This is a genomic window from Nocardia sp. NPDC051750 (genome assembly GCF_044453135.1).
GTDB lineage: Bacteria > Actinomycetota > Actinomycetes > Mycobacteriales > Mycobacteriaceae > Nocardia.
On record NZ_JBITCK010000005.1, the window covers coordinates 616,341 to 635,973 of the forward strand.

18 protein-coding genes are annotated in these 19,633 nt (G+C 66.4%); 3 read left to right on the forward strand and 15 right to left on the reverse strand.

Annotated features, from left to right (window positions below):
• Positions 1 to 82 precede the first annotated feature (82 nt).
• The 4 genes from ACIA75_RS24740 to ACIA75_RS24755 all read right to left on the reverse strand — a co-directional run bounded on the left by ACIA75_RS24740 (position 83) and on the right by ACIA75_RS24755 (position 3,413).
• A complete protein-coding gene (locus ACIA75_RS24740) occupies positions 83 to 1,651 on the reverse strand; it encodes an ABC transporter substrate-binding protein (RefSeq protein ID WP_397107856.1) in 1,569 nt (522 codons plus the stop codon).
• A gap of 51 nt (positions 1,652 to 1,702) precedes the next feature.
• Positions 1,703 to 1,954 carry a hypothetical protein gene (locus ACIA75_RS24745; protein ID WP_397107858.1) on the reverse strand — a complete coding sequence of 84 codons (252 nt, stop codon included), beginning with the start codon at positions 1,952 to 1,954 and terminating at the stop codon, positions 1,703 to 1,705.
• 477 nt (positions 1,955 to 2,431) lie between these two features.
• On the reverse strand, positions 2,432 to 3,142 hold the full coding sequence (locus tag ACIA75_RS24750) for a DDE-type integrase/transposase/recombinase (protein WP_397107860.1): 711 nt from the start codon (positions 3,140 to 3,142) through the stop codon (positions 2,432 to 2,434).
• The gene (locus ACIA75_RS24755) at positions 3,114 to 3,413 is read right to left on the reverse strand and encodes a transposase (RefSeq protein ID WP_397107862.1); all 300 of its coding nucleotides are present in this window, start codon (positions 3,411 to 3,413) and stop codon (positions 3,114 to 3,116) included. The genes ACIA75_RS24750 and ACIA75_RS24755 overlap by 29 nt, the downstream gene beginning before the upstream one ends.
• Before the next feature lie 1,053 nt (positions 3,414 to 4,466).
• On the opposite strand from ACIA75_RS24755, the gene ACIA75_RS24760 reads away from it, so the two are divergent.
• A complete protein-coding gene (locus ACIA75_RS24760; protein WP_397107864.1) occupies positions 4,467 to 4,694 on the forward strand; it encodes a hypothetical protein in 228 nt (75 codons plus the stop codon).
• A 396-nt stretch (positions 4,695 to 5,090) separates the two neighbouring features.
• Here the strand turns inward: ACIA75_RS24760 and ACIA75_RS24765 are convergent, their stop codons facing one another.
• From ACIA75_RS24765 to ACIA75_RS24815, 11 genes are all read right to left on the reverse strand, one after another.
• Positions 5,091 to 5,924: a helix-turn-helix transcriptional regulator gene (locus tag ACIA75_RS24765; RefSeq protein ID WP_397107866.1), complete on the reverse strand. Its 834-nt coding sequence runs from the start codon at positions 5,922 to 5,924 to the stop codon at positions 5,091 to 5,093.
• A 23-nt stretch (positions 5,925 to 5,947) separates the two neighbouring features.
• Positions 5,948 to 6,898: an SDR family oxidoreductase gene (locus tag ACIA75_RS24770; RefSeq protein ID WP_397107868.1), complete on the reverse strand. Its 951-nt coding sequence runs from the start codon at positions 6,896 to 6,898 to the stop codon at positions 5,948 to 5,950.
• A 170-nt stretch (positions 6,899 to 7,068) separates the two neighbouring features.
• Entirely contained in the window at positions 7,069 to 7,788 is a 720-nt protein-coding gene (locus tag ACIA75_RS24775) for an alpha/beta fold hydrolase (protein ID WP_397107870.1), read from the reverse strand.
• Between the two features lie 21 nt (positions 7,789 to 7,809).
• On the reverse strand, positions 7,810 to 8,754 hold the full coding sequence (locus ACIA75_RS24780; protein WP_397107872.1) for an alpha/beta hydrolase: 945 nt from the start codon (positions 8,752 to 8,754) through the stop codon (positions 7,810 to 7,812).
• Between the two features lie 20 nt (positions 8,755 to 8,774).
• Positions 8,775 to 9,563, reverse strand: coding sequence for a sigma-70 family RNA polymerase sigma factor (locus tag ACIA75_RS24785; RefSeq protein ID WP_397107874.1), 789 nt, complete (start codon positions 9,561 to 9,563; stop codon positions 8,775 to 8,777).
• A 742-nt stretch (positions 9,564 to 10,305) separates the two neighbouring features.
• Entirely contained in the window at positions 10,306 to 13,041 is a 2,736-nt protein-coding gene (locus ACIA75_RS24790; RefSeq protein ID WP_397107876.1) for an AAA family ATPase, read from the reverse strand.
• A gap of 168 nt (positions 13,042 to 13,209) precedes the next feature.
• Complete coding sequence (locus ACIA75_RS24795; RefSeq protein WP_397107878.1) at positions 13,210 to 14,448, reverse strand: low temperature requirement protein A; 1,239 nt, start codon at positions 14,446 to 14,448, stop codon at positions 13,210 to 13,212.
• Entirely contained in the window at positions 14,445 to 16,181 is a 1,737-nt protein-coding gene (locus ACIA75_RS24800) for an L-aspartate oxidase (RefSeq protein WP_397107880.1), read from the reverse strand. The genes ACIA75_RS24795 and ACIA75_RS24800 overlap by 4 nt, the downstream gene beginning before the upstream one ends.
• A gap of 65 nt (positions 16,182 to 16,246) precedes the next feature.
• Entirely contained in the window at positions 16,247 to 16,990 is a 744-nt protein-coding gene (locus ACIA75_RS24805) for an SDR family oxidoreductase (protein WP_397107882.1), read from the reverse strand.
• A gap of 68 nt (positions 16,991 to 17,058) precedes the next feature.
• On the reverse strand, positions 17,059 to 17,463 hold the full coding sequence (locus ACIA75_RS24810; protein ID WP_397108036.1) for a cupin domain-containing protein: 405 nt from the start codon (positions 17,461 to 17,463) through the stop codon (positions 17,059 to 17,061).
• A gap of 335 nt (positions 17,464 to 17,798) precedes the next feature.
• The gene (locus ACIA75_RS24815) at positions 17,799 to 18,719 is read right to left on the reverse strand and encodes an LLM class flavin-dependent oxidoreductase (RefSeq protein ID WP_397107885.1); all 921 of its coding nucleotides are present in this window, start codon (positions 18,717 to 18,719) and stop codon (positions 17,799 to 17,801) included.
• Positions 18,720 to 18,898: 179 nt separating this feature from the next.
• Between ACIA75_RS24815 and ACIA75_RS24820 the strand changes: the two genes are divergently transcribed.
• Positions 18,899 to 19,279, forward strand: a complete 381-nt coding sequence (locus tag ACIA75_RS24820) for a YciI family protein (protein ID WP_397107887.1) — start codon at positions 18,899 to 18,901, stop codon at positions 19,277 to 19,279.
• Positions 19,280 to 19,284: 5 nt separating this feature from the next.
• Entirely contained in the window at positions 19,285 to 19,632 is a 348-nt protein-coding gene (locus ACIA75_RS24825; protein WP_397107889.1) for a YciI family protein, read from the forward strand.
• Position 19,633: the final 1 nt, after the last annotated feature.

Consider the following 19,633-nt stretch of genomic DNA (forward strand, 5'->3'; position numbering starts at 1 on the left):
GTCGAGGATCTGCCGCTGGATCGTCATGTCCAGCGGGGTGGTCGGTTCGGTGGAGCACCCATGGCCTCAGCTCTCAGGCCTGCTATTCGACGATCCACAGCTCCTCGGGCAGCACCGAGCCGGAGCCGTACATGGTGAGGCCGCCGACGTTCTTCCCGGTGGCGGCGCCCGCGACAGTGCGTGTGTAGAAGACGGCGGGCATCAGGTCGATCAACCGCTCCTGAACAGTCCGGTAGATCGTCTTGCGCTGCTCCACATCCGTCGACATCCGGCCGGTGTCCAGTGCTTTGTTCAGGACCGCATCGTCGATACCGGCGCTGTTCCGGCTCGAGTCCCCATGGAAGGCCGTCCACAGCCGCGGCTCGGGATCATCGAAAAACGCTCCGCCGGTCATCACGTCGAAATCGTATGTGTGATGCAGTTTGATCAGGTCGATGATATCGATGACCTTGACTTCGGCTTCGACATTGTCGAACGCGCTGAGCTGAGCCTGCACACTCTCCGCCAGCAGCCGGTTCTCCGTCTGCGCGGTGGTGGTGAAAGTGAACTTCACGGGCTTGCCCTCGGCCGCCAGTTCGTCGAACAACCGTTGTGCGGTCTCGGGATCGTGTGTGTGCAGGGGCAGATCCGGCGTGTAGTACGGGGAGGATTCGCGGAACAGGGTGGTCGGGAGTTCCCCGCTTCCGTTGTAGATGGTCAAGTTGAGCGCGTTCACATCGAGGGCGGCCGCCACGGCCCGGCGGGCTCGGATATCGTCGAACGGCGCGCGCCGCATGTTCAGCGAGAGGTGCTGTCCCCCGTGCAGCGGTGCTACCGCGGTGGGGTAGCCCTGATTCTTCAGTTTTTCGATACTTCCCCAGTTGGGGCTGATGATCACGTCCGAGCCACCACTGATCAGGGTGTTGTAGCCCTGAGCGGAGTCGGCGGAGGTGCGCAGTTCGATCCGGTCGAGGTAGGGTTTCGGCGCATCCCAGTAGTTCGGGTTCTTCACCAGCTCGATCACATCCTGCCGGGCCCACCGCTGGAGGGTGAACGGACCCGCACCCACCGGCTTGCTGTCGAAGGCCGTGCGCCCAGCCTGCAGCGCCTGCGGTGAGGCGATCCAGTTCATCGAGGTTTCTACCAGGGTGTAGGCGAAATGCGGTGCCGGGTGGCGCATCTGCACTCGCAGCGTGGTCGGGTTCACGACCTCGGTCGATGCGATCGCCACCGCATCCTCGATATAGGACGATCCGTTTTCCGGGTCGACGAAGCGGTCCCAGTTGAATTTCACGGCCGCCGCGTCCAGCGGAGTTCCGTCGGAGAACCGCAGGTCCGGCCGCAACGTCAGGTCGAACGTGGTACCCCCGTCTCGCGTGGCGAAGCCGGTCGCCATGGTGTATTCGATCTCGCCACTGTCCGCATTGTTGACCATCAACGTCCCGTACAGGGCGTTGCCGAGGATCGCGTTGATCACCCACTGATTTCCCATGGCTACCGGGTCGAGGGTGCGCGGTTCACTGGTTTGGATGATCTGTGCGGTACCGCCGGCCACCGGGTCGCCGCCCGGGCCGGTACCGGTACCTGTTCCTGCTCCGGTTCCGCCGCAGGCGGCCAGGACGAGAGCGGTGCAGCACACAGCGATCGAACGAAAGAACGATGTACGGAACATCATTGTTCCTCTCAAAGAAGAAGCGAGGATTGAATCGGATGGACGGGCAGGTCAGTCGCTCATCGTGCGATCGAACCGGCCACGCAGGTGGTCATCCGCTCGGTTCAACGAGAAAACGGTGCACAAGATGACCGCGGCGGGCACGAAAACCATGCGTGGCGCGGTGGTAAGGCTGTCCTTGCCGTCGGAAATCATTCCACCCCAGCTCAGTATCGGGGGCGGGATTCCGAGCCTGAGAAAGCTCAACGATCCGTCCGCAACCATGAGCGCGGCCACCACCGCCAGGGTGACCAGAGATCCCACCGACAGACCTCGGCCCAATCGCCTCACGATGGAGAACATCATCCACTTTCACCTTTCCGGAGCGCGCGACCGATCGACCCGACACTCGCGGGGGGTACCTGGCTCACGATTCACGGCCGCATGCGACCAGGATGAGAATTCCATTCTCCTTATGGGCATCTCTGTTCGCGCTCTTAGTAGAAGCATATTCTACCCGGGGTGGGGTCGTGAGAAAACGGCAAATGAACCTCGAAGCCGCTGGTAACAGTGACACCGAGCAACGGTTGCCGCGCCAGGAGGTCATTGCTTGTCGTGAAGCGACCCCGAGTTCGGCGACCGTCGCGGGATAGGGGTCGCGCGGGCATAGGCCGCAACGGTTCCCGCGCGCGGCGGCGGTCGCGACGCTGGCGCGGCCCTCATCGGTCAGGCTCAGCCGGGCGTCTCCGCCCAGCGAAGAATCTGTCGAGCGAGACTTGGGCTTGCTCAGGGGTCGCCTCTTCAGCGCGGGTGCGCCACCATCGTTGCGCAGCCGTGTGATTCGCCTTCTCGACCACGCCCTTCCGAGTGCTGCGCCGGGGCGGGCAGATCGCAGGCACCACGGCGTAACGTGAATTGAACGCCGTGGTCGGAATGAATGATCGTGCCCGGCTCCGGCGACCGGTTCGATATCGCCATCCCGAGCGCGTTGGTGACCAGCGCCGCGGTTTGGGTCGAGTCGATGGACCAGCCGACGACTCGCCGTGAGTGGGTGTCGAGCACGACCGCGCAGTAGACCTTTCCTTCCCTGGTGTAGTGCTCGGTGATGTCGGTGACCCACAGCTGGTTCGGCTGTGACCGGGTGAACGCCCGGTTGACCAGGTCACCGGCGGTCGAGGTCTGATGCCGTGGCCGTGCCCGTTTGACCCCAGGCAGGCCCTTGATTCCCGCGCGTGCCATCAATAGTTCGACCTGGTTGTAGCCGACGCCGATACCGAGGCCGAGGGTGAGTTCGGCGTGCACCCGCGGAGCACCGTAGGTGCCGCGGGAGGCGGGTGGACCGCGCGGATCTGGTCGGTGAGCCAGGCGTGGCGGATCGCTCGTTGCGAGGGCGGGCGTGATTTCCAGTGGTAGAAACCGGACTCGGAGACGTCCAACAGCCGGCACGCGACCTGCACCGGCAATCCCTCGCTCGCGATCGTGGCTATGGCCGCGTAACGCCTTTTGGGCCATTGCCCTGTTCTTTCAGCAGCTCACGAGCCCGTTTCAGGATGGCGACCTCGTGCTCGAGCTCGCGGATGCGGCGCTTTGCTGCGATCAGTTCGGACTGTTCGGCGCTGGTTGCGCCGGGTATCTGGCCGGTGTCGATCAGTTCTTGTTTGCGCCAGACGTAGATCGTCTGGTCGCTGATGCCCAGGTCCGCGGCTACCTGCGCGACCGGTCGGCCGGCGGCGACCAGGTCCAGGACCTTGCGACGGAACTCTTCGGGATAACGCCTTGGCACGAACAAGTCTCCTTCGATGACTTCGTGACCAAGAGTCAAGCAAACCAACTCCGGAAAACCGGGGGAACATCACGCGGCGGCCGTGGCCGGGGCGGGTGATCAAGACCAGTCCCCCGGTGACCCGCCACGACAGCAGGTCGCCGAGATGCCAGTCGAGGGCTCCGACAATGGCTTTGTCGACGACACGTCCGTTGGTGTCGACGGGCCGGATGCTGTGCACGGCCCTCGACCGGATGGGTTCCTCGACATTCGCCATCGGCAGAGCAGGACCCGCAGCCAGACCGCCGGAGCCGCCGATCAGGGGCCCACCCGTGAACGAAGGCAACAACGGCCCCAGTGTGTCACTGGTCATAATTTTCACCCCCGCCCGGGGTGAAACCGCAGGTCACAGCAGTGACAGGAAAATGGGTGTCCAGGCAGTGCACGGACACGGTTTTTAGGGCACAAATGCAGCAAAAAAGTGTCCGGAGGGGGAACCGACCACTACGCCACGCACTGACCAGGAAACATGTTCTGCGTCTTGCATATTAGAGGCCACGGGCACGATCTGTTGCTGACCTGGACTTCCGGATGAACAATCAGATGTTCCAGGCGGTACTCATTTCCGCCGCCCCCGAAAGTCGCCGAGCATGTTCAACAGCGGGCTCGGCGCCCGAGCCTCGGCACAAGCGGAGGTCATCCCCACGGCCGTGATATGCGCACCGGCCAGGTCCCGTCCTTCCTGCGCACGCGGGGGTCCTCCCGGTGATATCGAGCATCAGCAACCCTCCCAGCGGCCCTCCCCGCGCATGCGGGGGTCGTCCTCCAGCGGGCTGATGCTGCCATTGGTCGCCTACCCCTGACCAGCTGAAGGGAATTCCTCTGTGCCCACTGCCAACACGGCCGTCACCGAATCGACCGCGATCACCGAAGAGCAGTCACATCATGATCAGGCCATACCGGCGCGCGAGGTCCTTGTGCGTACGACTTCTTCTGGTCGGTACTCATCACCGCCGCTGCGGTCGGTATTACCGGCAACGCTTACACGCGATACTGCATGCGACCGCACTACCGGTGCTTGCTGCTGCGGTCGCGGTCATTCCACCGTTGGCACTGCTCGCCGCGGTGCACGGCGTCGCGCTGCTGCAGCGTGCGCACGCCCGCGCCCGCGGTACACACCTCGTCGCCACGGCCATGACCGCACCTATCGCCGCCGGCGCCTTCTGGCTCGCTTACACCGCGCTGCGCGCGCTCGCAGTCACCGCCGGGAGCCGGCCGGGGAAGCATGGCTGTGCCCCTTGATCATCGAAGGCTCCATGACCCCGGCCACCGTCGCCCTGCTCGCCCTCGCCCATTCCCGCGCACGCACCACCGCAGCCCCCGCACACCGTGACCCGGACACATCACGAAGGGACCCCGCTTCCCCCGCGGCCGAAACTGCCCAGCACATGCACCATCGAGTCGCCGGGAATCGGCCACCCACGCGCTGAGTGCATCGAAGTCGAACGACAGACAGATGGTCGGCTTCGCGCTTTGGGCCCTGTTGATCATAGCCGTCCTACTCGCAGGTCATGGGTCGCCGGCGCCGTCCGCTCGAGCAACCCGATACCGGCCGGTGTTGCATCTGCTGGTCTTCGGACCGGCCTCCGGCACCACGAACCTGTCCGAATTCGAGGATCTCGGAATCGGACGGCGAGCTCACGCGAATTGAGGTCCGACGACTTCGAGCAACCGGAGCTTCTCGGCGCTTTCGGTACCGGGATTCGCGGTGTACACGAGCAAGGACTGCGACTGATCCGGGTCCAGCAGGGTCTGGCAGTGCAGCTCCAGTTCGCCGACCTCTGGGTGTCGAAACCGTTCCATGACGCAGCTCGGTGCCGGCACCGGGTGAGTTGCCCAGAGGCGGGCGAACTCGGGACTGCGATCCAGGAGAGACTCGACGATCTCGTCGGTCCGGGAGTGTTCGCCGTCACGGAGCCACGCTTGATGAAGGTGGGCTACCAGTGTGCGGCTGCGTTCGGCATGGTCTGCGGACAGGTATTTCGCGCGAACCGACAGGTCCGTGAACCAGCGGTGGTAGAGGCTGCGGTCGAGGCCGGAGTGGCGTGAGTCGTCACCGAGCAGAGCAATCGCGAGGTCGGTCTGCAGGAGTGTCTCGGCTCGGTGATTGACTACGAGAGCGGCGCTGTCGTGCAGTCCGGCGAACACCCGCATCATACCGGGGTTGACATGATCACCCAGTGGACCTTCGGCCGGCGGGAGGTATCCACCCAGCCGGAAGAGATGGTCGCGTTCCTCGAGGGTCAGCCGAAGGCCCCGGGCCAGCGCGGCCAGGGCCTGCTCCGACGGGCGGGGCCCCTTCGGTTGTTCGAGCCTGGCGTAGTAGTCGACGGACAAGTCCGCCAATCGGGAGACCTCCTCACGGCGGAGCCCCGGTGTCCGGCGGTTCCGGCCCGGTCGAATGCCCACATCTTCGGGCTGCAGTGCTGCGCGTCGCGTGCGCAGGAAATCCGCCAGGTGTGCACGGTCCATCCGAATCCTCCTCGCCGCCGTCGCTAGGTCACCGGGCTGCCGAAGCCGATATGGGTCAACTCCTCCGACACTGCCCACAACTCGGCCGCGGCTCCGGCGTCCCGTGCGGGCCGATAGATATCCAGCTCGGTGGGCCGGCCGGTGAATTCTCCGATGCCGTTCGGGCCGTAGAAGCCGCCGCCGTGTGATTCACCGCCGACGGCCGCGTAGAGAATCGGTTGAACGCCCTCATCGACTCCGTGGACGAACATGCCCAACCGCTTCAGTCCGGCCATCACCGCTGCTTGCGGTGACGGCCGGGTACGGCCCAGATTGGGCCCGGCCGAGTAGAGGTTGGTGAGGGTCGTTCCCGGATGGGCGGCCGTGCTGGTGATACCCCAACCGGCCTGGGCACTCCGCCGGTCGAGTTCGAGTGCGAAGAGTAGATTCGCGAGCTTGGAGATACCGTAGGAACGCGCTGGGGAGTAGCTTCGCTCGGACTGGAGGTCGTTCCAGTCGAACTTGCCGAACCGGGCAGCGCTGCTGGTAACGGTGGTGACCCTGGCTTCACCCGCGCGCAGCAGCGGTAACAGGCCGGCAGTCAGAGCGAAATGTCCGAGGTGATTGGTACCGAACTGAAGCTCGAAACCATCCTGGGTGAGTTGGCGAGTCGCGGGTGCCATGACTCCCGCATTGTTCACGAGCAGATGAACGGGTTGGCAGTCGGCCAGGAGGCGGTGGGTCAGCTCGGCGACCGAACTGAGTGATGCGAGATCGAGGGTTTCGAGTGTTATCTCGGCCTCCGGGGCCGCAGTCCGGATCACGTCTACGGCGGACCTGCCCTTCTCCTGGTTCCGCACCGGGAGGACAATTTCCGCGCCCGCCTGTGCCAGACGCGTCGCGAGCGCGAGGCCCACACCGTCGCTCGCTCCCGTGACGATCGCGCGTTTTCCGGTCAGCCGCGGTACGGACGTGATCGGGATCGAGCGTTTCATATCCACTCCTTCAACAGGTTCGTCCCTCCACGATCAACGCCTACGCCGGGATGCACCATGCCCTTCGAGTACGGGGACCGCCGTCACATGCCGGTGGAGGCGCAGGGTTCCGCTCGTGGAACTCGCGATGTGGTTGCCGGGGCTGTCACCGCCGGCAACCACAGCTCTCGCTACGAAACGGCGGCGCGGGCGGCGTCGAGGATCGCGGCTGCCACCGCGTCCGGTTGGGAGACACCGACGGCGTGGGAGGCACCTGGAACCTCGCGGATCGCTTCCGCGCCGGCTCGCTTCGCCATGAAGCGGTGCAGACCGACGGGAATGTTGAGATCCGCGTCGCCGAAGACGAACCACGACGGGGTCGACCGCCACGCGGGGGTGTCGGTCGGCAGTCCTGTGGTGAGGGCGAGCTCGGTGACGGGACGTTGGGTCGCGCTCATCACCGCGGCCCGAGCGAGGGGAACATCGGCGGCGAACTGGTGGTGGAAGGCCTCCGAACGGATGGCGAACTCGTTCCCACCTGCGACCGGGTAGGCGGTGAGTGACTCGCCGAGAGTACTGCCCGGGAACATATTCGACAGTTCGAGTGCGGATTCCCCGTGCTCGGGTGCGAATGCGCAGACGTAGACGAGGCCGGTGACCTTGTCGTTCCCGGCGGCGGCCTCGGTGATCACCATGCCGCCGTAGGAGTGGCCGACGAGCACCACGGGTGCGTTGATCGCGGCGATCACGTCGCGGACATAGGCGGCGTCGCTCGGCAGACTTCGCAGCGGGTTGGCGATCGCGACGACCTCGAAGGACTGCTCGCGCAGTCGCTCGACGACGCCCGACCAACTGGCGGACTCCGCGAAGGCGCCGTGTACGAGGACGACGGTCGGTTTCTGCTCGGTCATAGTTTGTTCTCTTCTCTCGGGTCAGTGGAAAGCGCAGCGAAGTGCGTGGACGGCCTGATCGATCGCCGCGGTCGAGGCGGCGGTCCGGCGCAGGGGGTTGAGCATCATGAAGTCGTGCAGGGTGCCGTTGTAGCGGGCACTGGTGGTGCGCACGCCGGCCGCGGTGAGCTTGCGACCGTAGGCTTCTCCCTCGTCACGGAGGACATCGCTCTCGGCCACGGCGAGGAAAGTGTCGGGCAGGCCGGTGAGTTCCTCGGTGCTCGCCCGCAGCGGTGAGACGGTGATGTCGTCGCGTTTGTCCAGGTCGGGCAGATAAGCGTCCCAGAACCAGGCCATGGCTTTTGCGGTGAGGTGGGGTCCGTCGGCGAATTCGCGATAGCTTCCGGTGTCCTGTCCGGCATCGGTGACCGGGTAGTACAGCGACTGGTGCACGAACTCCACATCACCGCGCTGTTTGGCGAGGAGCGCCAGAACCGCCGCTGTGTTGCCCCCGGCCGAGTCGCCGGCCACCGCCAGCCGGGTGGCGTCGAGGCCCTCTCCGGCACCGTGCTCGGTGATCCACTGGGCGGTGGCGTACGCCTGCTCGATCGCGACCGGGTACCGGGCCTCGGGCGAGCGCTCGTAGTCGACGAACACCACCGCCGCGTCCGCCCCGACCGCCAATTCACGAACGAGCCGGTCGTGGGTTCCCACGCCACCGAGAATCCAGCCGCCGCCGTGGAGATACAGCACAACCGGCAACCTTCCTTCGGCCCCGACCGGTCTGACGATGCGAATCCGCACATCGCCGACCTCGGCGGGAACAGTCACCCACTTCTCCTGAACCGGGGGCTTGTCGATCGGCGCGGCCTGGATATCGTCGAGCACCTTGCGCGCGCCGTCGGGTCCGAGTTCGTACAGCAACGGGGGGTGGGCGGCGGCTTCGGCGAATTCCTGTGCCGCCGGTTCGAGGACGGGCTTGGTCATCCGGCTGCTTTTCTCTGCTGTCATGACAACTTGGACAGCACAGCACTCGGACTTTGTGACGGACGCGGCATAGCCTTGCCTGTCTGACCGCTGTGTCCACACGACGGGTTTCTCTGCTGTCGTCTTCGGCCACGTGCGGAATCGCGGCGCACGTCAGCTGTGAGGAGCCGCTCCAGTTGGGCCACGGCGCCGTTCTGGGCGGCGTCGTGGAAGGCCCGCAGCAATCGGTCCCGGTCCGCGCGGGAGACAGGCTCGTGCTCGTGCCGTGGCCCAGCGAGGCGGGCGCGAGCCCGATGGCAGAGTTGGCGGGCGTTGGTCTCGGATATCCCGAGCCGGTCGGAAATATCGCGGAACGGGTAGGCGAACGCTTCGCGGAGCACGAAGACAGCGCGTTCGGTAGGCGTCAACCGCTGCAGCAGGAGCAGGACGGCGTGCTGGATATCCGCCGCCCGCTCGGTCGTCAGCGACGGATCCTCGGCGGTGGGTAACTCTTCCGGGAGCCAGCGATCGACCAGAACTTCGTGGCGTGCGCGGGCCGAGCTGGTCGCGTTGAGCGTGACCCGGGTCGTGATCGTCACCAGGAATGCGATCCGGTCGCGCACCTGTGTGCGGTCTGTGCCCTGCCAGCGGAGCCAGACGTCCTGGACGACGTCCTCGGCGTCGGCTGCCCGGCCCAGCATTCGGTAGGCGATACCGAAGAGGCGGGGTCGAGCGTCCTGGAAGTCTGCCGCGTACCCGGCGACTTCCGATGACGACGGACTCGTCCGGTCCGGCTCGGATATGACGTTGGTAGTGGTCGTCGAGTGCATGGCGGACGTCCTTTCCTGCGGACCTCGACCGCCACTCGGATCGGCGATCGAATCGGCGACCCCAGGTGGGCCGCATATCCACCGTCGCCCGGCAGGGGTGCCGATCGCGCCCTTGGCGATCCCGGGTGACCCCCTGGCGAAGCGGAACCAGGGACACGTGGCCCCGGGGGTCCTTCCCCGGGCCACTGGTGTGGACAGGCGGTGTCGATTGCCGCTGTCGAGATCCGAAACGGGGGTCGGCAGGACGCTGACCAGGAGTTTGTGCTGAGGAACGCATCCGCGCGGGTGACATCATGAGCGCGTCCGGTCCGGGGGTGGTGCTGGTGGACCAAGGGCACTCCCGGTGCCCGACCTGCACGGCCACCCTCTGGGGGAATGCCGGAGCCCGTGGTCCAAGGGTTACCTGCTGGAGACCGTGTGCGCTGCCGCCGGCAGCGATCCCCGGGTGGCTGGACGCACCGGTGATGAACCGGATAGTTCCAGGTAGCAGCGGGAGTCCGAGCGCTCACCGAGGCGACCGGTCGCCTCTCGCTGCTGTTCGCCGCCCGGCGCGGAGGGGAAGCTGCCAGAACCGCGGCGCTGATTCGGGACAAGCCCAGCGGACGCCTTCCTGGCGTGAGACGCCGCAGAGCCGACGTGACCGGGCCCGCACACCCCCGGGCCGGGCGCCCAGGGAGCATCCCCGGCCCAAGCAGACCAGGGATCGGCTACGGCCGACGGGGCGCGAGCCGCCGCCCCGCTGTCATTCGGCCTGGAGCAGGGCATCCCCGAGCTGTCGGCGGGAGGTGATCGACAGCTTCGTGAAGATTTTGCGCAGATGCCACTCGACCGTCCGCGGGCTGAGGAACAGCCGGGCACCCACCTCAGGGTTGGAGAGGCCTTCGCCGACGAGGGTCGCGATCTGCCTTTCCTGCGGTGTCAGCTCGTCGCTCGAGGTTTCGACGCTGCGTTTTCGGACCTTCTCACCACTGGCCAGTAGCTCCCGGCGGGCGCGTTCGGCGAATGCCGCCATGCCGATCGAGATGAACATGTCGTAGGCGGTGCGCAAATGATGCCGGGCGTCGATGCGCCGAGACTGCCGGCGCAACCATTCGCCGTACAGCAGATGAGCGCGCGCCAGTTCGGGGCGTAGCAATGTCCGGCCCAACCGCTCGATCGACTCGCGGTAGAGGTCGTCCGCGGCGGTCTCGTCGGCGAGCAGTGCCCGGCAGCGTGCCAGGATCCCGTGTGACCAGTCGGTGTCGCCGGTCTCGGCCGCGTCGGCCAGCCGTTCGAGCGCGCTGCGGGCGGCCTTGTCGTCACCGACCCGCACCGCTGCCTCGATGAGCTCGGGCAGCACCCACACCGAGACGACCAGCTGGGTGATCCTGGTGCTGGCCTGGGCTGCCGAGAGGGCGTCCTGGTAGCGGGCGAGGCCGTTGTAGAGGACCGCTGCCGACCATTGCGCTGTCGTGACGCCGGTCAACTGGCCGTCCGCTGCACTTTGTTCGATCGTGGCGGCGATCAGCGCCGACGCTTCGGTCTCGTCGCCCTGCATCGCCGTCAGTATGAGAGTTGTGTAGGGAGCGAGGGGGATGCCGGTGGCGGCGGCGATACCTTCGGATTCGGCGACGATCCCGGCCGCGGTGGCGAAGTCCCCGATCAAGGAGGTCGCTGCTCCCAACGAGGCGAGATAGATGGGGAGTTCGGTCAGGATGCCGGCGGTGCGCACGACCTCAGCTGCTCGGGCATACGTTTCGAGCATGACCTGCTCGTCCCAGACGGCCGGGCTGAGGCCGCACGCCGCCCAGCCCCATCCCAGGAGGTCCGGCACGGGCAGGTCCACGAGTGCGGTCATTGCGCGCCGCAACGCGGTGATCGCGGTGCTCCGCCCCTCGGTGACGAGCAGCGCGCAGCCCTCCAGCACCAGGTCGATCGGCCGTGGGCTGCCCGGCCGGGGTGGGAGTTCCCGGATCGCCCCGGAGATCGCCACGAGACTCTCGGAATCGGCGGCACCCCACGCCGCCGCACCCCAGGCGAGTAGGTAGGTCTCCCGTGCGAGGTCGGGGTCGAACGGCTCCAATCGCCGCGCCGCAGCCAACAGCATCGGCGGGGATTCCTGATTGAAGCCCGCCGCGTGCGCGATACGACCCCGCACCAGCTGGGCGCGTGCGCGGAGCCATTCGCTCGGCTCATCGAGTTCGGCGATATCTATGAGCCTGCGCGCGGCATCCAGATCGCCCGCCCGGACACTCGCGTCCGCGGCGGCCACCGCGCGTTCGGCGCGCCGCTCGGTGCTCGAGGTCAGTGCCACGGAACGCTGCAGGAAGGCAGCAGCGGAGGCCAGCCCGCCGCGCGCCCGTGCCCGGCCGGCGGACAGCTCGAGTTCCGCCGCGACGGTTTCATCCGGTTCGCCGGCCGCGGCAGCGAGGTGCCAAGCACGGCGATCCGGGTCGATCTGGGGATCGGTGACCTCCGCCAACGCCAGATGTACCGTGCGGCGGTCCTCGTCCCCGGCGGCTCGATACACCGCCGAGCGTACGAGCGGGTGGCGGAAGGTCACGCGTATGTCGAACGACAAGAGTCCGGCGGTCTCGTCGTCGAGGGCTGTCGCCGACGTGAGGCCCAGTCGCTCCGCCGCACGCCAGACCAGGGCGGGGTCGCCGACCGGCTCTGCGGCGGCGATCAGCAGCAACAACCGACTCTGCTCCGCCAGTTTCTCGATTCTCGACAGGAAGCTCTGCTCGATCCGATTGGGCAGCGTATCGGTCCGCGGCAGGCCGAACCCGCCGGCAAGTTGGGTAATGGTGCGCTCGCGGGGCAGCTCCAGCAGAGCCAGCGGGTTGCCCGCGGCTTCAGCGACGATCCGATCTCGGATGTGGTGATCGAGCCGGGCGTGGGTCGCCGCCTCGAGTAGGGCGTGGGCGTCGGCCTTGCCGAGCCCGCTGACTTCCAACTCGGGTAGCCCGAGCAGATCCCGAATCCGCTGCCGGGCGCCGAAAACGAGCGCGACGGACTCGGCGAGCAACCGTCGGGCTACGAAGCCGAGGACTTGTGCCGAGGCCTGGTCCATCCACTGCGCGTCGTCGACCACACACAGCACGGGGCCGCTTTCCGAGGCCTCCGACAACAAACTCAGCACCGCCAGTGCGACCAGAAAGCGTTCCGGTGGGGTGCCCGCTCGCATCCCGAATACCGTCTCGAGGGCGTCGCGCTGCGGTTCGGGCAGTTCTTTCACTCGATCCAGCAGCGGCACACACAACTGGTGCAAGGTGGCGAACGCCAACTCCATCTCGGACTCGACACCGACCGCCCGCATCACCCGCATACCTGTCGCCGAATTCTCCAGGTATTCGAGCAACGCGGTCTTGCCGGCTCCTGGCGCGCCGTGCACGACGAGGACACGGCTCTCACCGGTGCGGACGGCCTCGGTCATCTGATCGAGGGCGCCGCATTCCGATCCTCGCCCGACGAGCCCGATTCGCCCTCGAAACGCCACCCTCGCCTGCCTTCACTTCGGTCGATCAGAACCGGATCGGTCTCGACAATCCAGAGAGGACAGTCGCGTCTATTGTTCAGATCGGGAAGAACTGGTCCGCGCGCGGGCCCGGGCTATGGGTGCAAAAGGTGCCGTGCTATGGGTGAAACGTAGCGGCTCACCGGGTGATCATGTTTCTCGGCCACCTCCCCGCCGGGGATCGACTCGTGGCGCGGAGGCATCACGCGGCGCGGCGAGAGTGACCGCCACAGCTGTCACGGTGAGCAGTGCGACAACCGCGACGGTCGCGGCCGGGATCGCTGCCGTGGCGACCGGTGCGACGAGTACCGCCGCGGAAGTGCCGAACAGCACTCGTGTGCGGATCGGCGAATGCGCCACCATTCCGGCATGAGCCGCCCACAGCAGCACCAGGAACACGGCGGTGGGGATCGCCACGGCATAGCCGGTGACCAGCGAAGAGGTACTGGTATGGCCGTCACCGTTACGCACTGCGACTTCCAATCCCGCACCGAGCGCGGCCAGCGCCGCGAAAATCGCGTAGTGGGTGTATCCCCAGACGAACGACCGCGTCCGCCGATCGCTCAATGCCGCCCCACTCGGCTCGAGGTCATAAAGCCACCAGAGCGCGAACAACAGGGCCAGTCCGGACAACGCAGTGACCACCAGGGTCGGTCGTAGGCCGTGATCGAGGGCGTCGGCGACCCCGGTGGACACCGCGAGAACGCTCTCACCGAGGAGGATGATCGTGAAAAGGGTGTAGCGCTCGGCGATGTGGTGTGGATGCCATGCGGTGCCACGCGCTCGTTCGGCCCATACCGGTATCGCCAGCTCGGCGGCGGCGAAGGCAAGAAAAACCAGATTCACCACCGCTGCGGCCAGTACATCGAGCTCGGCCAGCAGCAGTCGTAGCAACCACAGGGCTTCGAGCACCGCGATACCGGTTGCGTACCGCAGTGCGGTCCGCCGGCCGGGCCGATCGTCGCGCGCCGCCCGGAGCCATTGCGCCATGAGACCGCTGCGCATCACCAGATAGCCGATAGTGATCGCGAGATAGTCGCCGTGAGCGAACGCGGCGGGCACACCCGCCGCGAGTATCAGCACGCCGACCATCTGCACCCATGTCAGCAGGCGATAGGGCACATCGTCGGTGTCGTACGACGACGCGAACCAGGTGAAGTTCATCCACGCCCACCAGATCGCGAAGAACACCTGCAGGAACGGCAGCAGACCCGAGAGCGGATGACCGGCCCCGACGGCGTGCCCGAGCTGCGAGACGATGGTGGCGACCGCGACCACGAAGCTCAGGTCGAAAAGCAACTCGAGTCCGGTCGACGCCCGATGCGGTTCATCGACCGACCGGCCACGCATCCGGACACGCAGCCGATCGGAGCGAATACTATTGGTCACTCGACCAACTTTCCGATGGTCGAAACGTCGCGCATCAGGTGAGCTATATCGGCCGGAATGTCGGGAATCGCTTCCCGTTCGATCCGGCCGGGCCCCGACCACACGAGGTTGACCTGCAGCTCCGGATCGAGCTCCGGATAGTCGGACCGGTTGTGACACCCTCGTGTCTCACGTCGCTCCAGGGCGGCGTCCAAGGTGGCACGGGCGGCCATCGCCGACGATTTCAGATCGAAGGCATGCGCCAGATCCTGGAAACCGGCGGGGTCGGGATGCACCCCGGTATCCGCCATCCGCGCCTCGAGCTCGTCGAGCTCGGACAACCCCGCGCGAATCCCGGCATCATCGCGGACCACACCGGCATGCTCGGTCATCGTGTTGCGCAGGGTGCGCTGCAGTGCCCGGACGTTTTCCTGCCCGTCCGCCGCCAGTAGTTCGTCGACCTCACGGCGGGCCTCGGCGAGCGCGCCTTCCGACCGCCGCTGCACGGACAGCCCGGCCGAGTACCGCGCGGCCGCCTCCCCCACGATCCGGCCGTAGACGAAAAGCTCGATCAGCGAATTGCCGCCGAGCCGGTTGGCACCGTGCAGACCACTGGACGCCTCACCTACCGCATACAAACCCTCGACGCCGGTCCCGTGGTCATCCGCCCGAACCCAGACACCACCCATGGAATAATGCGCCGTGGGCGCGATTTCGATCGGCGACCGAGTGATATCGAGCATCTGCAGTTCCAGCATCGTCTGGTAGACGCGCGGCAGCCGCCGCATGATCGTCTCCCGCGGCAGGTGCGAAACATCCAGCCACACACCACCGTTCTCCGTGCCCCGGCCCTCTTTGATCTCGGTGTAGGCGGCGAGCGCGACCCGATCACGGGTGGACAATTCCATCCGCTCGGGGTCATAACGCTCCATGAACCGCTCGCCCGGGGCGTTGCGAAGAACACCGCCCTCCCCGCGAGCGGCCTCCGAAACCAGCGTTCCGGCGGCGTTCTCCGGCTCGATCAGCCCGGAGGGATGGAACTGGACCAGCTCCGGATCCCGGATCCGCCCACCGGCCAGCACCGCCAGCCGCACCGAATCGCCGGTGTTCTCGTCCCGTCGCGACGAGGTACGACGCCAGATCCGGGTGTGTCCGCCCGCGGCGAGGATCACCGCGTCGGCCCGGAACGCGTAGCGCCCGCCGTCGTCGAGATCGAAGCCGTAGGCGCCGAAGACGACGTTGTCGTGCACCAGAATCCGCGTCACGTAACAGGTGTCGAGGATCCGGATGCCGAGCTGCGCGGCGCGGTTCACCAGGGTTCGCTGGATCTCGAGGCCCGTGTAATCACCCGCGAAGGCGGTGCGCCGGTAGGTGTGGGCGCCGAAGAAGCGCTGCGAGATCCGGCCATCGGACTCGCGAGCGAACGGCATCCCCCACCGCTCCAGATCCTCGATGCCGCGTGCGGCATGCTCGGTGACGATCCGCACGGTATCCGGGCGGGCCAGCAGGTAGCTTTCGGTGATCGTATCCGCGGCGTGCTGTTGCCAACTGTCCTCGAGGTCCATCGTCGACAGCGCGGCGTTGATACCGCCGGCAGCGAGTGTGGTGTGCGCGTCGGCCTTCGGCCGTTTGCCGACCACCAGCACATCGATACCACGTTCGGCCAGCTCGATCGCGGCCCGCAGGCCCGCCCCACCCGTGCCGATCACCAGTACCGATGTCGCGACCTGACGTTCGTCGGGGTAGACGAGCATCAATTCAATCCCTTCGAATCACGATCGGTGCGCGCGAGCGGCTGTGTACCGCCCGCGCGCCCGGATCACTGCTGCGCCAGCCACTCCGACAGGCGTGTCTGCGCGAGTCGCGCATCCCGCCCCGGCAGCAGGCTGCCGGGCTTCAGTACCGCCCCGAAGTACGGCGACTGGGGGTCGGTGCGGACCTCACGCGGATCGGAGCGGGCGGTCAGCACTGTGCGGATCCACTGGTCGAGTCCGAATACCTCCGGACCTGCGACCTCGACGGTGCCGCCGACCGGCGTGCCGGCGGCGGTGCGACCCACGGCGGCCGCGACATCGTCGGCAGCCATCGGTTGCACGTTCGCGCCCGATAACCGGACCACGCCGTCGCTGGTCGCGGAATCGGCTATCCCACCGGCGAACTCGAAGAATTGGGTGGCATGTACCAGCGAGTACGGCAGGCCCGATCCCTTGATCAGTTCCTCCTGAGCCACCTTCGCCCGGAAGTACCCCGACTCCGGCAATCGTTCGGTACCCACGACCGACAGTGCGACATAGTGCCCGACCCCGGCCCCGCGCGCCGCCTCGAGCAGGTTGGTGGTGGAGGTCCGGAAGAAGTTCATGACATCGTCGTCCGCGAACGACGGCGAATTCGACACGTCGATCACGACGTCGGCGTCCTGCAGGACTTCTTTGACTCCTTCCCCGGTGAGCGTGTTCACTCCCGTGTTGGGTGCGGCCGGAACCGCCTGATGGCCGTGCTCACCCAGCCGGGTGACGAGTTTCGAGCCGATCAGCCCGGTACCGCCGATGACGACGATCTTCATGCTCATTCCTTCCATCGAGCGCAATCTGTGAAACCGCAATACCCCTGCAATGAGGACAAGCTGGGCAGCTACTTCGTGACGTTCGCAGCGCCGGAGTCGGAAAGATCTCCGGCGTTGCCGGGTCGCCGTCGTGCGAGTTCGTCGGCATCGACCGGGACCAGCATGGGGTGGCCCTGTGCGCAGAACATCGTCACCAGGAATACGGATTCGGCATCGTCGAGGTTGTTGGCGTCCCGGTAGTGAATGACATCCCCGCCCGGCTCCCAGAATGTCTGCCCCGCCTTGACGATCCGTTCCGGTTCGCCCTCGATCTCCACGATGATCTCGCCTTTGAGCACATAGCCGTACGCAGGCCCGGAGTGACGATGTGGCGGCGATCCGGGACTTCCAGGAGGAAGCGTCACAAGGATCGTCATGGCCTCGGCGCGGGATGGGATCTGCGGTGCGCCGGACACATTCCCGATCAGGGCTATCCGGGGTGCGAGCAGTTCCGAATTCGTGCCCTCGGTGTGGTTCGGAGGTTGTGTGCTCACGAGATTTCCTTTCGAATCCGCTGATCAGTCCATGTCCGGCGACGGGTGGGACCAGTCACGCTCTGCTTGACGCATACTCCGAGAAGCCGTCTGAAACCCGGTACTCCCGCTCTTATCTCGCGACTCGACCGGACACCTTCGACAACTAGGACAAGAGAGAGCGCCGTCTTGTGACAAACCGGTGGCCGCCCTGAGCCGCCACACATCCCTCGCTCTCTCCGCGGGCATGGCCCGGGGCGCCTCGATGTGCTTTCCGCGAATCTCATCGAATCGAATCAGGACAACGATGTCCTCGGCGTCAGGCCGAGTGTGGCGGCGAGAGTCCCCAGCAGTTCCACCTGCCGCTCCGGATGAACAGATGCCAGGTTGAGAGTGATGTGCATCTCGTCGGCGCCGGCGGACGCGGCACGCTCGAGGTCTGCGAGGACGGCGTCGGCGAATATCGCCGGGCTCCCGGGTGCACCGCCGGGGTAGAACTGCAGCGTGTTGAGGACGACGGCTCCGGTACCGCCCGCGTCCCGGTACCAGCCGATCTTGGTACCGGTGTCGTCCCAGTCCAGGGCTACCGCGATGAATCCGTCCGCCAAGCGTGCCGCGCGCTCGATCGTCGACCGGACCATCGCGCCGAAGTACAGCGGGATCGTGTCCCCCCACGGTTTCGGGCCGACCGCCGACCTGGGAATGTGGTAATTCGCGCCCTCGAACTCCACCGGGTCCCGGCCCCAGCAGGCGCGCATCGCCGCGACGTGCTCGACGAACCCGGCGCCGCGGCGGGTGAGCGGGATGCCCGCCGCGGCGAACTCCTCGGGAATCATCCAGGAGGAATCGGCCGCGCCTCCGCCGCCCTGTCCGATACCGGCACAGAGCCGGCCCCGGGACAGACGATCGAGAGTAGCCAGTCGACGCGCGAGCACGATCGGGGGCTGGAAGATGGAATTGACGACCCCCGACATCAGACGAACCCGGCTCGTGTGCGCGGCCGCCCAGGTCAGGACCTCCAACGGGTCCCACACATGCGACTCGGGCAGCCCGTCTTTCAGGTTCGTGGCCGGTGAGACGGGCATCAGGAGCCGCTCACTGACGGAGACGGCGTGGTAGCCGAACTGCTCGGCTGCCCGGGCCACCAGGGTGACGGCGTCCGGGCCGGCGTGCGGGCCGAATGTCGGCAGGCCGACACCGATACGTGGAATGCTCATCTGGATCCTCCGGTTGGGATGTATTGCGGCCTTCGTGTGAGGCGCTCCCTGGATGGTCGGAGTGGGCTCGGCAATCTTGCGGCGATCTCCCGCAACGAGCATGTCAATTTCAGCGTCGCGGCTCCGACTCATCGGTGAGCGGCGCCGTCGGGGCACCGCACCGGCACAGAGGAGACACGATGAAATTCATGCTGATCATGCATGCGAACCCACTGATCTGGGACGCGCTCACCGACGACGAGCGCAACGAGGTGATGAGCGGGCACGGCGCATTCATGGAGACGATCCGGGAGTCCGGTGAGCTGCTCGGCACAGCGGCATTGGCCGATGTCTCCGAAAGCGTCGTGGTGGGTGTCAGGGATGGTGCGCGCACGGTAACGGACGGCCCGTATCTCGAGGCCAAGGAATATCTCGGAGGCTACTACCTGGTCGAATGCGAGAGCCGGGAACGCGCACTGGAGGTGGCGGCGATGATTCCGGACGCGAACGTGGAAGGACTCGGTATCGAGGTTCGTCCGGTGGTGTTCGCCACCGATCGGGCGGACTCGGCCACGCCGTGAAGTTCATGCTGAACGTGTTTATCGACCCCACGGATCCGGCAGTGCCCGACGCCTGGTTGCGCGTATCGCACGACGTGGCGTTCGCGGACACAGTGAGCCGGGCCGGGGAATTGGTCGGCGGGCACGTGTTCGCCGATCCGTCCACGAACACGGTGGTCCGGCCCCTCGGCGGAGAGCTGTCCGTCACTTACGGGCGGCCGTACCTCGGGGCCCAGACGTACGCGAGGAGCTATTTCGTGCTGGACTGCGAGAACCTGGCACGTGCTGTGGAACTGGCCGCGCTGCACCCGGCAATCCGATTCGGCGCGGCGGAGATACGGCCGCTGATGTTCCCCGCCGGTTGGGAGATGTGAC

What these genes read in the sequence shown, in the direction of transcription:
- ACIA75_RS24740 (WP_397107856.1), bottom strand. Translation starts at nt 1,651, where the DNA reads ATGTTCCGTACATCGTTCTTTCGTTCGATCGCTGTGTGCTGCACCGCT.
- ACIA75_RS24750 (WP_397107860.1), bottom strand. Translation starts at nt 3,142, where the DNA reads ATGGCCCAAAAGGCGTTACGCGGCCATAGCCACGATCGCGAGCGAGGG.
- ACIA75_RS24765 (WP_397107866.1), bottom strand. Translation starts at nt 5,924, where the DNA reads ATGGACCGTGCACACCTGGCGGATTTCCTGCGCACGCGACGCGCAGCA.
- ACIA75_RS24770 (WP_397107868.1), bottom strand. Translation starts at nt 6,898, where the DNA reads ATGAAACGCTCGATCCCGATCACGTCCGTACCGCGGCTGACCGGAAAA.
- ACIA75_RS24775 (WP_397107870.1), bottom strand. Translation starts at nt 7,788, where the DNA reads ATGACCGAGCAGAAACCGACCGTCGTCCTCGTACACGGCGCCTTCGCG.
- ACIA75_RS24780 (WP_397107872.1), bottom strand. Translation starts at nt 8,754, where the DNA reads ATGACCAAGCCCGTCCTCGAACCGGCGGCACAGGAATTCGCCGAAGCC.
- ACIA75_RS24785 (WP_397107874.1), bottom strand. Translation starts at nt 9,563, where the DNA reads ATGCACTCGACGACCACTACCAACGTCATATCCGAGCCGGACCGGACG.
- ACIA75_RS24800 (WP_397107880.1), bottom strand. Translation starts at nt 16,181, where the DNA reads ATGCTCGTCTACCCCGACGAACGTCAGGTCGCGACATCGGTACTGGTG.
- ACIA75_RS24805 (WP_397107882.1), bottom strand. Translation starts at nt 16,990, where the DNA reads ATGAAGATCGTCGTCATCGGCGGTACCGGGCTGATCGGCTCGAAACTC.
- ACIA75_RS24815 (WP_397107885.1), bottom strand. Translation starts at nt 18,719, where the DNA reads ATGAGCATTCCACGTATCGGTGTCGGCCTGCCGACATTCGGCCCGCAC.
- ACIA75_RS24820 (WP_397107887.1), top strand. Translation starts at nt 18,899, where the DNA reads ATGAAATTCATGCTGATCATGCATGCGAACCCACTGATCTGGGACGCG.
- ACIA75_RS24825 (WP_397107889.1), top strand. Translation starts at nt 19,285, where the DNA reads ATGCTGAACGTGTTTATCGACCCCACGGATCCGGCAGTGCCCGACGCC.